Consider the following 15778-nt stretch of genomic DNA (forward strand, 5'->3'; position numbering starts at 1 on the left):
GATGAGAAAAGAGCAAGTAATAGAAAGAGTAAAAGCACTTCTAAAAGATGCAAAAGGGATTTACTTTGTTGATTACCAGGGGATTAAGACCGGGGATTTAAATACCATTCGGAAAAAGTTGCGAGAATCAGCCATCTCTTTCTCAGTGGTGAAAAACCGGTTAGCGGCAATTGCCTTACAAGAATTCGGAATTCTGGATAAGGCTCTCCCCTTCTTAAAAGGACCGACTTCTATTCTCGTTAGCCGAAATGATGAAATTGCCCCGGCCCGTCTTCTGAAAGATTTTCAGAAAAACTACCCTTTTAAATTTAAAGGGGCGATTATTGAGAAAGAGGTCTTCGCGGCGAATCAGTTTGATCTCTTAGCCAGTATCCCCTCCCGACAAGAACTACTTTCCCACCTTTTCTCTTCTCTCCTCTCCCCTATCGCCCAATTAATAGCGCTTTTGGAAGGTCTCCTGAACGATCTTATTGCCACTCTAACGGAGATGGAAAAGAAAGGTCATTGACAATTTCCGAAAAGTGCTTATAATTCTAAAATCAAAAACATTTGACAATTTAGAAAAAGTGAAGTATAATAAAAATTTATGGAGGATAACATGCCAACGAAGGTAGAAGAGTTGGTTAGTATGATTGAGCAATTGAGTGTGAGTGAACTTCACAGTTTAGTCCAGGCTTTGAAGGAGAAGTTTGGAATTACCGGTTCCGTCTTTATGCCCCAGGCGGCGCCCGGACCGGTAACCGCACAGCCAGCAACGGAAGTAAAGGAGGAGAAAACCGAATTTACGGTGTCTCTCATCTCGGTGGGTGATAAGAAAATTCAAGTGCTCAAAGAGTTACGCGCCCTCACTAATCTTGGTTTAAAGGAAGCGAAGGACTTGATTGACAATGTACCAAGTATTATTAAACAAGGAGTTAATAAAGAAGAGGCAGAGAAGATAAAAGCAAAATTGGAGGAAGTAGGGGCGAAGGTTGAAATAAAGTAAGACAATAGATGCCGGAAGCAGGTGGGATTGATTCTTGATTAAGGGGCTCTAAAGAAAATGAAAAAGTATTTTGCGAAATTAAAACATTTTTGGGATATACCACCATTATTATCAATTCAGTTAAAGTCTTATCACTCTTTTCTCCAGATGGATACCCCACCGGAAAAGCGGAAATGCGAAGGTTTGGAGGCACTCTTCCGGGAAGTCTTCCCAATAGAAGATCCCCATCGGAATTTCGTTTTAGAATACATCTCCTACGAATTCGCCTCACCCACTTATACAATTGAAGAAGCGATTGAAAAAGGACTAAATTATTCCGTACCACTCTATGTCAATTTTCGCCTTATCCGCCGCGCACCATCAAAGGAGGGGTATCGGACAAAAGGTGTTGTGGAGCAGAAGATTTTTCTAATGGACTTTCCCCTCATGACGAAGCAGGGAACCTTTATCATCAATGGTATCGAACGGGTCGTTGTCAGCCAACTCCACCGGGCGCCGGGTCTCTACCTCCAAAGAGAGGAGGGGGAGGAATCAATCCTTTTAGTTCCCCTCCGGGGTGCTTGGTTTGAAATGCGGATTGATGCTAATGAACAGATGGTTGTCCTTTTAGACCGACACCGCCGAATTCCAATTTTTACCTTTTTCCGAGCGCTTGGCTTTTCGCTGTCGGAAATTTTTGAGAAACTCTTTTCCGTAGAAGAGAAAGAGATAGAGGTTGGGGATGTGATTGTGGAAAAGATTACCGGAGAGGAGGGAAGGGTTTACTGTGATGTGGGCGATGAAGTAACCACCGGGATTTATGATTTTCTTACCACGAAAGGGATTAAAAAAGCGAAGTGCGTACGGAGGGATACTCCCGGCCTCTCTGTCATCCTGCAGAGTTTAAAACAAGATTCGACCACCTCCAAAGAAGATGCCTTAAGAAAAATCTACCACCGCATCCGAGGGATTGCCGCCCATTCCTTAGAAATTGCCGAAAGTGTCGTCATGGGAATTCTTTTTGATAAACGCCGATTTGAATTGGGGAGCTGTGGACGGTATCGATTGAATCGGATATTTAATGAAAACCTCCCTCTTACGGAGACGGGTTTAACCCGTGACGATATCATCAAAATGGCCAAGCGGGCTCTCCTTTTCCACCATCGGCTTTTACCTCCAGATGACGTAGACCACCTGATTGCCCGTCGGGTGCGAGCGGTTGGGGAACTTTTAACTAACCATTTCCGAATCGCACTCCAGCAGTTAGCCCAAAGTATTCGGGAACGCGCCGCTCTGTTGGAAAATACCCAATTAACACCCCACGAATTAATTAATACTCGGGGAGTATCTACCCTTGTGATGAAATTTTTCACCCAAAATCCCCTCTGCCAATTTATGGAACAAACTAATCCCCTTTCCAGTCTTATTCATAAGAGAAGAATCTCGGCTCTCGGTCCCGGAGGGCTGACTAAGGAGACAGCCGGTTTTGAAATTCGGGATGTCCATTATTCCCATTACGGACGGATCTGCCCCATTGAGACGCCAGAAGGCCCGAACATCGGGTTAATAAATACCATCGCCACTTATGCGGACATTAATGAACACGGTTTCATCACGACACCCTATTGGAAAGTTAAGGACGGTGTTGTGACGAAAGAAATTCAGTACGTGAGTCCGGACGAGGAAGAAGAGCTAACTATTGCGGCAGTGGACACCCCAATTGATGAAAACCGAAGAATCGTCGCCAAAGAGGTGATTGCCCGTCGGCGCGGAGATGTGATTACTGTCCCCCCGGAGGAAGTTACCCATATGGATATATCTCCAAAACAACTATTCTCCCCTTCCACCATCCTTATTCCGTTTTTAGAACACGATGATGCCGACCGAGCCCTCATGGGAGCGAATATGCAACGTCAGGCGGTGCCTCTTTTAATGCCTAAAAGACCTTTGGTGGCAACGGGAGTGGAAAAACGCTGGGCGGAGGAATCAGGTTTTTTACTTTTAGCCGAGGAAGATGCGGAAGTAGTTAAGGTTGATGCTTCGCGCATTTTACTCCGGACCAGTTCTGGACTTAAGGAAATGCGTCTCCAAAAATTTTTTAAGAGTAATCAGTATACCTGCCATAATCAAAAACCGGTAGTGAAAGAAGGGATGAAAGTAAAGAAGGGAGATTTATTAGCCGATGGCGCGAGCACCGATCAGGGAGAATTAGCCTTGGGAAGAGATGTCTTTGTGGCTTTCCTCCCCTGGCGGGGATACAATTATGAAGATGCAATATTAATTTCGGAAAATCTTTTACGTGAGGACGCCTTTACCTCCATCCAAATTTTGGAATTTGAAATCCAAGCCCGGATGACCAAGTTAGGACCAGAAGAAATTACCCGAGATATCCCAGGGACCCGAGAAGAAGATTTAGCCAATTTGGACGCCTTCGGGATCATCCGGATTGGGGCAGAAGTGATCCCCGGTGATATATTGGTGGGAAGGATCACTCCCAAAGGGGAAACGGAATTTACGCCGGAGGAGAAGTTACTCCGAGCCATTTTTGGAGAAAAGGCGGAAAATTATCGGGATACTTCCTTACGGGCGGAACCGGGGGTATACGGAACGGTGATTGATGTGAAAGTACTCACCCGCCGGGATGATAGTAGCCTAGCCAAAGATGTCTTTAAAAAGAGAGAGATGCAACTTCTAAAACAATACGAAGAGAAGAAACTTTTTGTTCAGAATCGGCGGGACGACCGATTGCGAAATATCCTTTTAGGGGAAGAGGCAGCGGTCAATGTGAAAGATAATAAAGACAACATCCTTCTCCGGAAAGGGGAGAAATTTACCGAAGACTTTTTCCGCTCCGGAAAGATCAGCAAGGTAAAAGATTTTGACCGGATTGTTGAATCCGAAAAAAAGTTAAAAGAGATTGCCAATGTCTTGAAAGAATACGAAATCGAGAGAAAGATGTGCGAGGACGAACTAGCAAAAGGGAAGGAAAAATTATTGCAGGGAGACGAACTTCCCCACGGAGTCTTAAAATGGGTCAGGGTCTTCATCGCCCAGAAGCGGCGGTTGAGTGTCGGTGACAAGATGGCTAATCGCCATGGAGGTAAGGGTGTCGTCGCGAAAATTTTGCCCGTGGAGGATATGCCTTTCTTAGCCGATGGCACACCAGTAGATATGGTTGTCAACCCCTTAGGTGTACCTTCAAGAATGAATATCGGTCAAATTTTAGAAACTGTTTTAGGCTGGGCAGCGAAACGTTTAGGCTATCAGGCAATTGCTCCGCCGTTTGAGGGACCGTCCGTAGAAGAGATAAAAGAAGAATTGAAAAAAGCGGGGCTTCCCCCTGATGGAAAAGTTACTCTTTACGACGGGCGTACGGGTCTCCCCTTTAAGGAAAAAGTAGTGGTTGGTTATATGTATATGATGAAACTTATCCATATGGTTGATGATAAAATCCATTCCCGAGCGGTTGGTCGGTATTCTTTAATCACCCAGCAACCCTTAGGAGGTAAAGCGCAATTTGGTGGTCAGCGCTTTGGGGAAATGGAAGTCTGGGCATTAGAAGCCTACGGTGCCGCTCATACCCTTCAAGAGATGCTCACCATCAAATCCGACGATGTGGAAGGCAGGACCGAACTTTTTGAATCCCTTTTCAAAGGGAAATCGCCACCGGAACCAAAAATCCCTGCCTCCTTCTCCGTGTTGACTAAGGAATTACGGGGCCTCTGTTTAGATTTAATTCCGGAAAAGATGAAAGAAGAAAAGGAGAAGAAATAATGGAAGAGATATTCAAAGACTTTGATACCCTCCGACTCACCCTTGTTTCTCCGGAATTAATTCAAAAGTCAGTAAAAGAAAAAGGGTGGTCTTGGGGGGAAGTAACAAAACCAGATACTATTAATTACCGGACGCAAAAACCGGAAAGGGATGGCCTCTTCTGCGAAAGAATTTTTGGTCCGGTAAGAGATTACGAATGCAACTGTGGTAAATTTAAAAAGATTCGGTATAAAGGAATCATCTGTGACCGGTGCGGGGTTGAAGTAACCCTCTCTAAAGTCCGGCGGGAGCGAATGGGTCATATAAAACTGGTGGTACCAGTGGCTCACGTTCTTTTTTATCAGGTTCCTCCTTCTAAAATCGGTCTTCTCTTAGATCTCACCATTAACGAAATTGAAAGCATATTAAATTACGAAGTTTACGTCGTTTTAGAACCGGGTGCTTCTCCCTACAACCGCGGTGACCTCTTAGAGGAAGAGGACTATTTGGAAATCAAGGATAAATATGAGAAATTCTTTGCCGAGACGGGAGCGGTTGCTTTAAAGTACCTTTTGTCAAAATTGGACTTAGATGATTTGGCGGCAGACTTGAAGGTAAGAATGGATCGGGAGCCTTCCAAGCGATTTTCTCTCCTTCGGCGGTTAAAGGTTGTGGAAGCTTTCCGGAATTCCGAAGTGAAACCCGAATGGATGATATTAGAAGCGATCCCCGTCATTCCTCCCGATTTGAGACCCTTAGTGCCATTGGAAGGCGGTCGTTTCGCCACTTCTGATTTGAACGATCTTTATAAACGAGTAATCGTCCGGAACAATCGCTTAAAACATCTTTTGAGTATCAAAACCCCCAATATCATTCTAAAAAACGAAAAAAGGATGTTACAAGATGCGGTTGATGCTCTTTTCTCTAACGAAACCCGCCCCCGGCCAGCAAAGGGAGCAGGGGGAAAAATTCTCAAATCCCTCTGCGAAACGCTCCGCGGAAAACAAGGCCGATTCCGAAGGAACCTTTTAGGTAAGAGAGTTGACTATTCTGGCCGTTCGGTCATCGTTGTTGACCCAACACTCCGTCTCCACCAGTGTGCCCTGCCAAAAGAAATCGCCTACGAATTATTCAAGCCCCTCATTATGCGGAAGTTCGAGGAGAAGAAATTAACCGAGGGGGAAAACGCGGCTAAACTTCTCCATAAAAAATGCCCGCCCGAAGTCTGGGAAATTTTAGAGGAGATCACAAAAGACCATCCTGTGCTCTTAAATCGTGCCCCGACCCTCCACCGACCTTCAATTGAAGCCTTCTTCCCCGTTCTAGTAGAACATCGGGCAATTGGGATTCATCCTTGTGTCTGTCCACCTTTCAATGCTGATTTTGACGGGGATACGATGGCGGTTCATCTTCCTCTCACTCCAGAGGCGATTTTAGAATCGATGCTCCTGCTTCTCGCACCTTTTAATATCCTCTCGCCGGCTCACGGCAAGCCACTAATGGTTCCGACCCAAGATATCGTAGCGGGTATCTACTATCTAACAAAACTCAATCCCCAGGCGAAGCGGATCGATAGGGTTTATGCCGATTTTAATGAAATTATCTCCGCTTACGAATTGGGTGAGATGGAATTGCATACGATGATTAAGTTTCGCTACAATAATACGGATTACGAGACAACTGTCGGCCGGGTGATCTTCAATAAGATTCTGCCCGAAACCCTCCGTTTTGCTAATGACCTTTTTAATAAAGAGAAACTCGCCTCCCTAATTTATCAGTGCCACCGAAAGCTAGGAAGCGAAAGGGCGGCCAAACTCCTTGACGACATCAAAGACTTAGGGTTTGAAATTGCCACCATCGCCGGCATCTCCATCGGAATGGATGACATTGTTGTTCCCAAGGAGAAACCAAAGATCTTAAAAGAGAGTGAAGAAGAATTAAAGCGTCATTACCACAACTACCGCCGGGGCCTCATTTCTGAAAGTGAGAAGTACAACTTAGTAGTTAGCACCTGGACCCAGGCTGCGGCGCGGGTGGAATCGGCATTGATGAAAGCCTTGGAAGCAGATAAAAGTGGCTTTAACCCCCTATTTCTCCTTTTAGATTCGGGCGCCCGGGGTTCCAAAAGTCAGGCAGTTCAAATCGGTGGAATGCGCGGATTAATGTCCAAACCCCAACGGAAAATTGTGGGCGAAGAAATTATTGAAACCCCAATCAAAAGTTCTTTCAAAGAAGGGCTTTCGGTTTGGGAATATTTCATTTCCACCCATGGGGCGCGTAAAGGATTAACCGACACCGCTCTCAAAACCTCTGAGGCAGGTTATTTAACCCGCCGCTTAGTAGATGTGGCGCAGGATGTCGTCATTACTATGGAAGACTGCGGAACCATCTTGGGACAAGAGGTCTCCGCTCTGCGCGAGGGGGGTGATATCATTGAACCGCTTTCGGAGAGAATCTTGGGGCGGATTCCTGTAGAAGACATCATCAATCCGATTACGAAGGAGGTAATTGTCAAAGCTGGAGAAGAGATCACCGAAGAGGCAGCAGAGGAGATAGAAAATTCCGGAATTACCACCGTCAAGGTCCGCTCGGTTCTAACCTGTGAGGCGCCTCATGGCCTTTGTGTGAAATGTTACGGCCGAAATCCGGCAACGGGGAGATTGGTAGAAGTGGGAGAGGCGGTAGGGATAATTGCCGCTCAATCAATTGGAGAACCAGGAACCCAGCTCACTTTAAAAACTTTCCATATGGGGGGTGCGGCAACCGGTGTTTCCGAAGAAAATAAGGCATTAGCGAAGTTTGATGGTGTAGTAAAATTTGATAGATTATCGGTTGTTAAACGCTCGGATGGGGAAACCGTGGCTCTCGCACCGGGTAAGATCATCCTCTCTCATAACCATCGGGTCCTCAATTATGAAGTCCCCGAAGGAGCAATTATTAAAGTTAGAGATAAAGAGGAAGTAAAGGAAGGGGCGACCCTTTTTGAATGGGAACCCTATTCCATTCTCATAATGGCAAAAAAATCGGGTCGGGTGAGATATGCGGATATTGAATTAGGCATCACCTTGCGGGAGGATGTTGACGAACGAACGGAACGCCGAGAAAAGATTATCACTGAAGACCGAGAAAGAAAAAGGCACCCACGAATTGAAATAATTGACGAAGAAGGACGCATTTTAGAAAAACATCCTCTACCTAAGGATGCCTATTTGGTGGTGGAGGATAATCAGAGAGTGATGGCAGGTGATACCTTAGCCCGCTTCTTAAAAGAGGTGGCTAAAATAAAAGATATCACAGGTGGCTTACCAAAGGTTGCGGAACTATTTGAAGCGAAGCGGATAAAAGACCCGGCAATTATTTCGGAGATTGAGGGCACGGTGGAGGTGGAGGAACCACATCTGGGAATGAGAACCGTGAAGGTAATCTCCCAAGAAGGGATGGAGAAGTCTTATCGGATTCCCTACGGAAAGTATCTCTTGGTAAGAAGTGGGGATAAGGTGAAAGCCGGAGATAAACTTTGTGAAGGAGAGATCGACCCTCACGATGTCTTAAAGGTCAAAGGATGGCTGGCGGTTCAGGAATTCCTTGCCAACCAGATATTGGCTGTCTACCGAATCCAAAATGTGAAGATTGATGATAAACATATTTCAATAATCGTGCGGCAGATGTTACGAAAAGTAAAAATTGAAGACCCAGGCGATTCTAATTTCTCGGAAGACGAAATTGTGGAAAGACAGAGGGTCTTGGAAGAGAATAAAAAATTGTCTCAAGAGAACCGGAAGCCCATTAGGCATCAACCAATCCTTCTGGGGATCACCCGAGCGGCACTTCTTACCGAAAGTTTTCTTTCTGCCGCTTCTTTCCAAGAAACGACCCGCATTCTTTCCGAAGCCGCCATTGCACAAAGAATTGATTACCTCCGTGGCTTAAAAGAAAACGTGATCGTTGGTCGCTTGATTCCCGCTGGAACGGGATTTCGGGAATTTAGAAAAAAAGTGATGGAAACTAAAGAGGAGAAAGAACAAAGGGAGGCTGGATAAATTATGCCGACGATTAACCAATTAGTAAGAAGAAAAAGAGAAAAACCCAAAAAAATTTCTAAAACCCCGGCTTTGCGTTCTTCGCCTCAAAGAAGAGGAGTTTGCACTCGGGTCTATACCACAACACCCAAAAAGCCAAATTCAGCATTACGCAAAGTTTGTAAAGTAAGACTGACGAGCGGCTATGAGATAATCGCCTATATCCCCGGCGAAGGTCATAACTTACAAGAACACTCAATCGTCTTAGTGCGGGGTGGTCGGGTAAAGGACTTACCGGGTGTTCGGTATCATGTAGTAAGAGGTGTTTATGACTGCGCGGGTGTGGAAGGAAGAAGGAAGGGTCGTTCTTTATATGGAGCAAAAAGACCAAAAGAGAAGCAGAGTTAGGAGGAGTTATGGCTAGAAGAAAGAGAGCCGAAGTGAGAACCGTGCCTCCAGATCCAGTTTATAATTCAAGCCTCGTCACCAAGTTTATAAATAATCTGATGTGGGAAGGGAAAAAGACAATCGCTCAGAAAATCTTCTACTCCGCCTTAAAGTTAATTGAAAAAAAGACAAAAGAAGACGGTTTTGCAATTTTCCAAAAAGCATTAAATAATGTCCGCCCCCTTTTAGAGGTGAGACCCCGCCGGGTTGGGGGTGCAACTTATCAAATTCCGGTGGAAGTGCCACCCCGTCGGCGGGACTCTTTAGCGATAAAGTGGATAATCCAAGCGGCCAGGGCCCGAAGTGAATACCGAATGGTGGAGAGATTATCTAACGAACTGATTGATGCGGCAAAGGGACAGGGAGCAGCGGTTAAGAAGAAGGAAGATACTCACAAGATGGCGGAAGCAAACCGCGCATTTGCCCATTTCCGGTGGTAAGGTAAAAAGTAATCGGTAAGTCTTTTATTTAATTATTATCTTCCGATATAAACCTTCCCTCCCTTGTGGGTGGAACCTTAAAAAATAAACCCCACTGGGCAGATTGAGTTCCAAAGAGAAATTATTCTCACCTCCCTCTCCCTTCTTCTCTATTTTTTGGAGGAGCCGACCTGCCGGGTCATAAATTAGCAAGACAAGATTATCCCTTTCGGGTAGAAAATAGGATACGAAAAACTTTCCCGTATTGGGATTTGGATAAACGGAAAAGTGAAAACCCTTTCTTAACTCTCCTTCTTTTTCGGTAATTTCTTCCTCATCCTCTTCTAAAAATCTCTTCTCGGTGGTATCCCAGGAGAACATCCAGAATTCAAAAGTTCGGTTTCCTTTTAGGGCGTAGATATTGCCACCGGCCTGCGCTAATGCCCCTCCGCTCTTCACCTTTCTGTTTGAAGGATAAGTAGGAATTGGTGGTAACTCCACCCAGGTATCTAATTCTGGGAAATAACCCCAGAATTCATCGGTATTCCCACCTTTGAGGAGGTAGACAATACGCCGGCTCCCATCATAAGCCATCGCTGCCCCATCCCGCACACGGCTTCTTTTCCCCAAGCGATTAAATAAAGGCACATCCCTCCTCGTTTGCCATTCCCCATTATCATAATCGTAGGCAAAAAATTCATTATAATGAGATTTCACACAATAGATATAATCACCCGCCCTTACAAGGCAGCTTCCTGCCTTGCACTCTTTTTGACTTTTACCGGGAGGGACTTCTGGCAAAGTGGTCCAAGAATCACCCTGAATATGATAGCGATAAAATTCCCTCGTTCTGCTTCCTTTCAAAAAATAGATGTAGCGATTTTGACCCTGCCGTAAATAAGCCAATCCCGAACCGTATTTCACCTTTTTCCCAGAATAACCCAAGGGAACTCCCTTTGCTATTTGGTGCCAAGTATCTTGGTTGGTAAAATACTTCCAAAATTCCAAGGTATTTCCCCCTTTTATTGCATAGATCACGCTATCTACCCCATCATAAGTGAGGGCCGCTCCATTTTTTATCCTCCTTTTACCATCCGGGGCATAGGGAATACTGCATCTCATCGTCCAACTGTCCCCTGAGATACTATACATCTGAAATTCGTTCGTATTATTTCCCTTAAAGGCATAGATATATCTACCCCGCACCGCCACCAAACTGCCACCGTATTTTACTGGCTTTTGACTCGGTCCAAAAAGGAGATAAGGTTTCATAACCCAACCCGCTGGTGTTGGTGGTCTAACAATAAAAGTACCGATCTTGAAATTATTAGTAGGATTCTCGTCGCCAATAAGTAAGGTTGAGCACTTTGCGGTATAGGTATCGCCAATTGTGAAAAGAAGGCCCGGAAATTGAATCTCAATCGTGTCTAAGGCGGAAAGGAGAGTATCCAGAGTCCGAGAGTAAATAACCTGTCCTTTTCGGAAAATGGTAAATTGGCAGGCGAAATGCTCCTCCGTTCCCCCATAATTGATTATCCTTGCTCTTGGGACCCGGGCAGTATAAGCATCAAATTCTCCAGCAGGAGAAAGAAGGGAATCAACACCAATATCTCTTATTTGGTGGTATTTGATAATCCCGATCTCCCCTCCCGAGAAATTTCCTATTAGATAGATATCATTAAAATTGTCAAGATTTATTCCAACCAATTCGTCTCTCCCGCTTCGCACGTATCGTTTCACCCATTCCCTCTTCCCCAAGGGAGAGTACTTGATTAAAAGGAAATCAAAGTCGGAATTTGGGTCGTAACTACTCCCTCCCACATAAACGTTACTCTTTTCATCAAGGCATAAAGCAACTGCGCACTCTCGGTTATTATTTCGGTCATAAGATAAATCCCATATCCGATTACCCTGCCCGTCATATTTTAAGGTGAGAAAGTCTTCATTACTCCCATCCCAGGAAGAGCCAGTGACGTAAAGATTCCCATTAGCATCGGAAACAATGGCTCTTGGTAAATCATCATCATTGGTGGAAGAACGATTATAGTTACGGATCCAAATGGTCTCCCCATTTAAACTATATTTAACCATTCCAATATCATAAAATCCGTTGCTCGCTTCCGTATACCCGACAACAAAAAGATTTCCATTTGGAGAAAGATTGAGAAGTAATCCTTTATCCTCCCTGCCAGCAGCACGGTTGTATCTCCGAGTCCAGATGGTTTCCCCATTAGGACTATATTTTATTGTTAGAAAATCTTCGGAACCATTGTGAGAGATATAGCCTGTAACATAAACATTCCCGGCACTATCCGTAATGACCGCAGCGGCACTGTCATTGGCGCTATCCGAACCCGCATAATACCTATGCCAGAGGAGCTCGCCATTAGAAGCATATTTTATCGTCAAATAGTCATAATTAACCCCTTGCCTTTGGCTCATACCAGTAACTAAAACATTCCTGTCCTTATCCAGCGCAATTCCTGAGGGGACGTCAAATAAATCACCAGTAAATCTTCTTGTCCACACGGTATCCAAATTGGAATCATATTTTATCGTTAGGTAATCCCGGTCCGTTCCCATTCCCTTACTCCAACCGGTCACATAGAGATTACCCGAATCATCAAGAACCATTGCGGTAATCATTTCGGAATCGTTTGCTAAATGGTTATTAAAGAAGGCGCTGTCAATGAGGTTACCATTTGGGTCATATTTTAGGAGGAGAAAATCGTCCCGATTTCCTCCTCGCTCGATGAAGCCGCCAATATAAATATTGCCTAACTTATCCATTTGGCAAACCGCCGCCCGAGCGGGGGAAGGGCTATGATAGATTCTCACCCAAAGGGTATCAACCTGGGAGAAAAGAAAATTGAAAGAAAATATAGAAAAGAAAAATTTTAACCATTTCATATTCGCTCCCCTAAACTTTATAACTCATTATAACACCAAAAAAATAAAAAGTCAATCGCCATCTTCACTCCCTTCCCCAATAATTCAACCCGAACCTTTGCCTTCCCTAAGGAAGAGGAAGTTAAAAAAGAAATAGGAAGGTCCAGAATTATAGCCCAAAGAATTGGAGAGTTGACAAAAGAAAAAAAATAGGTATTATAAACTATGTTTACAGTATTATTGGTATTTCATTTTTTGGTTGCGATCATTTTGATTTTGGTCGTTCTTTTACAGCAACCGCAGAAAGGCGGAATGTCAACTGTTTTCGGCGGCGGGGAATCAATTTTCGGCGGCGGTGGTATCTCTCCCTTTATGACCAAACTCACCTCTGCCTTAGCCGCGATCTTCCTCCTCACTTCCCTCCTTCTGGTTATGACCTCCGCCCGGCAGAGTCGGACCCAATTACCTCAAAAACCAACAACCGAAGAAAGGGGACGGTGAGATGTTAGCCATTGCTAAAATAAAGGGGTTTCAATATTTAGTTAAAGAAGGGGATAAGATTATCATTCCCAACTGTCCGGTTCCCGAAGGAGAAACGATTAAGTTTGACGAGGTCCTATTTTTGAAGACCCCCGAAAGGACAATTATCGGCAATCCAACCATTGCTAGCGCCTCGGTGGAAGCCAAGGTTCTATCTCATTTTAAGGGGAAAAAGATAATTGTTTTTAAGTTCCGCCGGCGGGAGAACTATCGGCGAAAAAAAGGACACCGTGATTTACTCACCAAAATTGAAATAACGAAAATTAACCCTCCCCAATAACCCACTTGCGATAGAATCACAAATCCCACCTTTCTTTAATAAAAATTGGGCGGTAGAGGAATTGAACCTCTAACCTTCGGTATGTGAGACCGACGCTCTAACCAGTTGAGCTAACCGCCCTTTTCTCATCTTAAGCAAAGACTATTTAAAGTCAAGGGGGCGAATGAACCTTCCTTTTCGGGTAAATTATCTTTGCGCAATTTTGAAAGTTGACTAATTTCTCTCAAAAAATATAATATAAAAAATTGGATGAAAATGAATAACAACGGAAAGTTTTTAATTTTAGGTAGCATCTTCCTTGTTTTAATAATTCTCTTGGTTGGTTTCTCAATTGATGGGAAAGGCTATCTTAGTAACATTTTAGCGGAAATGGCTGGCCTCATTTTTAGTGTTCTTGTCGCTTTATTTCTTATTTGCTCTTCCAATTGCAAACCATCACGGAGACGAGCCTTTCGGAAAAATCAATCTCTGACGCTTTGGTTGAATATTACAAGACCGTCCGATGGGAAATCAACAAGGTGCGTTACGATTTAATCCCTCGGGTCATCCAGACACAAAAGGATGTCAACCCAAAACGCTCTCCCCTATTTCCTAACCTTTGTCGAAAAAATTTTTACGGTTTATGAGGTGTTAATAAAACATTCTTTGCCCCGCGCCGGCCGTCTTTCATCAAAATAAAATCTTACCATTGTTGAGATGGAAATTTTTGAGGCTAATTCAATAAGAATTTCTGCTTCTTCTTTTTTGATATGGAGCGATAATTTTTGAGGTTAGCTTTAATTATTGACCATTTATCTTTCATTTTGTATACTTTTTTGGGATATTTATAATCCATTCCGCCTGAGACGGATAAGATTATTTTTGATGAAAACTGAGCCCTTGATTTTTTCAAAATTTTTGCTATAATTAGAAAAATGGAGAGATAGGAGAGGATATGAAAAAAGGGTTAATTTTTATATTTTTACTTCTTTTTAGCACCTCTTTTGCCCAAAGGGTTCTCTTTGGAGATGATATGACAAATTTCCCTGGCTCCTGGACGCTCGGCGGCACTTCAGGAAACTACTGGTCGCAAAAATCAAACCGGTGGTATTCCCATTCTTATTCTATAAAATCAACCCCTTATGATAATTACAATAATAATGTTGATGTCTGGCTGATGCGGACAATAAGCCTCACATCTTACAACTTAGGAGTCCTAACCTTTTGGGTCTGGCAAAAGACCGAGGGCAACGATTATTGCCAGTTTCAATACTCTACGGATGGGGGAACAAGTTGGACAACTGCCTGGCAGAGAGCAGGAAATTATCCCTCCTGGCAGATAATCACCATTACCAATATCCCCAACAGTGCCAATCGCATCCGTTTCCGCTTTTATAGTGATGGGAGTGGCACTGATGAAGGAGTCTATATTGACGATGTTATCCTTTACGGTGTTAATCGGACGACCAATCGGCTATTCTTAGAAAATGGCAATTACTTTCCAGAAAACTGGCAATTGGGGGGAAACTACAACTGGACAAAAGTTACCTATCGCTATCGTTCAACCCCCAATAGTGTCAAATGTTCGCCAATTGATGGCTATGGTTATTATAATTATCAGGATAACTGGATTGATAGATATTTCAACTTAACCAATTATGATTATGGTCTCCTCCAATTCTGGATGTACTACGATACCCAGAGCCCTCAGGATTATTTAACAATCCAGTATCGCTCTGGTGGCAATTGGTACACCCTCGCCACATTCTCCGGCTATGCCAGTTGGACCAACTATTCCTACACCATACCCAATAATGCGGATGGTTTAAGATTTCGTTTCCAAAGCGATGGTTCCACAACCTATGACGGTGTTTATATTGATGATATAACCTTAGATGGTATCAGCACCCCCTGGATTGATATGACCACTTTATCTCTAAACTCACCCCCCAGTCTTGTTGAATTTGGTGATACCGTCTCGGTCTCCGCGACCATTGCCAATTTTAGTCCCTATGTGATTGGCACACCAGTTTACTATCGGATTGGCGATTTCTATAACGCCCTTTTAATTGTTGACCCATTAAACCCTTATACCAACCAACAAGTTAATTTCCCGGATTGGATTGTAACCCAATCGCCCGGAACTTATCTCAAAAGATGCTCAACCGCTTATTATCGCGATTCGGTAATTAACAATAACGCCCAAACCGGACTTGTGACGATAACAATGGGCAATTTAGATGTTGGCGTAACCGAGATTTTATCTCCCAGCGGCACGATTGATTCCGGGCAAACAGTAAATCCATCCGCTAAGGTAAAAAACTTTGGCGAAGGGACAATTGATTTCAGTGTGAAGTTTACCATTGGCACCTATTCCAGCATTAAGTCAGTGGAAGACCTTACTCCGAATGACGAAAGGGTAATCCAATTTGACCCCTGGACCGCCCAGCAGAGGGGAAGTATCGCCGCAAAATGCTCAACCCAGTTA

10 protein-coding genes and 1 tRNA gene are annotated in these 15778 nt (G+C 44.0%); 9 read left to right on the plus strand and 2 right to left on the minus strand.

The window, feature by feature from the left end; genetic code table 11:
* The first annotated feature begins 1 nt into the window (after nt 1).
* From rplJ to rpsG, 6 genes are all read left to right on the plus strand, one after another.
* Nucleotides 2-508: a 50S ribosomal protein L10 gene (rplJ, locus tag ABIL00_04855; protein ID MEO0110084.1), complete on the plus strand. Its 507-nt coding sequence runs from the start codon at nt 2-4 to the stop codon at nt 506-508.
* A 90-nt stretch (nt 509-598) separates the two neighbouring features.
* Nucleotides 599-985: a 50S ribosomal protein L7/L12 gene (gene rplL / locus ABIL00_04860; protein ID MEO0110085.1), complete on the plus strand. Its 387-nt coding sequence runs from the start codon at nt 599-601 to the stop codon at nt 983-985.
* A gap of 57 nt (nt 986-1042) precedes the next feature.
* A complete protein-coding gene (rpoB, locus tag ABIL00_04865; protein ID MEO0110086.1) occupies nt 1043-4738 on the plus strand; it encodes a DNA-directed RNA polymerase subunit beta in 3696 nt (1231 codons plus the stop codon).
* Nucleotides 4738-8757 carry a DNA-directed RNA polymerase subunit beta' gene (gene rpoC, locus ABIL00_04870; protein ID MEO0110087.1) on the plus strand — a complete coding sequence of 1340 codons (4020 nt, stop codon included), beginning with the start codon at nt 4738-4740 and terminating at the stop codon, nt 8755-8757. Before rpoB ends, rpoC begins: the two co-directional genes overlap by 1 nt.
* Nucleotides 8758-8760: 3 nt before the next feature.
* Complete coding sequence (gene rpsL, locus ABIL00_04875; GenBank protein ID MEO0110088.1) at nt 8761-9144, plus strand: 30S ribosomal protein S12; 384 nt, start codon at nt 8761-8763, stop codon at nt 9142-9144.
* Nucleotides 9145-9152: 8 nt separating this feature from the next.
* A complete protein-coding gene (gene rpsG, locus ABIL00_04880) occupies nt 9153-9623 on the plus strand; it encodes a 30S ribosomal protein S7 (protein MEO0110089.1) in 471 nt (156 codons plus the stop codon).
* A gap of 24 nt (nt 9624-9647) precedes the next feature.
* Here rpsG and ABIL00_04885 read toward each other — a convergent pair whose 3' ends face one another.
* A complete protein-coding gene (locus ABIL00_04885) occupies nt 9648-12512 on the minus strand; it encodes an SBBP repeat-containing protein (protein MEO0110090.1) in 2865 nt (954 codons plus the stop codon).
* A gap of 204 nt (nt 12513-12716) precedes the next feature.
* Between ABIL00_04885 and secG the strand changes: the two genes are divergently transcribed.
* Nucleotides 12717-12992 carry a preprotein translocase subunit SecG gene (gene secG / locus ABIL00_04890; protein ID MEO0110091.1) on the plus strand — a complete coding sequence of 92 codons (276 nt, stop codon included), beginning with the start codon at nt 12717-12719 and terminating at the stop codon, nt 12990-12992.
* Nucleotide 12993: 1 nt separating this feature from the next.
* On the plus strand, nt 12994-13311 hold the full coding sequence (rplU, locus tag ABIL00_04895) for a 50S ribosomal protein L21 (GenBank protein ID MEO0110092.1): 318 nt from the start codon (nt 12994-12996) through the stop codon (nt 13309-13311).
* A 46-nt stretch (nt 13312-13357) separates the two neighbouring features.
* On the opposite strand, the gene ABIL00_04900 is transcribed toward rplU, so the two are convergent.
* A tRNA-Val gene (locus ABIL00_04900) sits at nt 13358-13431 on the minus strand.
* An 814-nt stretch (nt 13432-14245) separates the two neighbouring features.
* Here ABIL00_04900 and ABIL00_04905 point away from each other — a divergent pair.
* Nucleotides 14246-15778: hypothetical protein (locus ABIL00_04905; GenBank protein ID MEO0110093.1), on the plus strand; the 1533-nt coding region annotated here is incomplete at its 3' end.

Source organism: candidate division WOR-3 bacterium, from assembly GCA_039801905.1.
GTDB lineage: Bacteria > Hydrothermota > Tepidihabitantia > Tepidihabitantales > JBDRVQ01 > JBDRVQ01.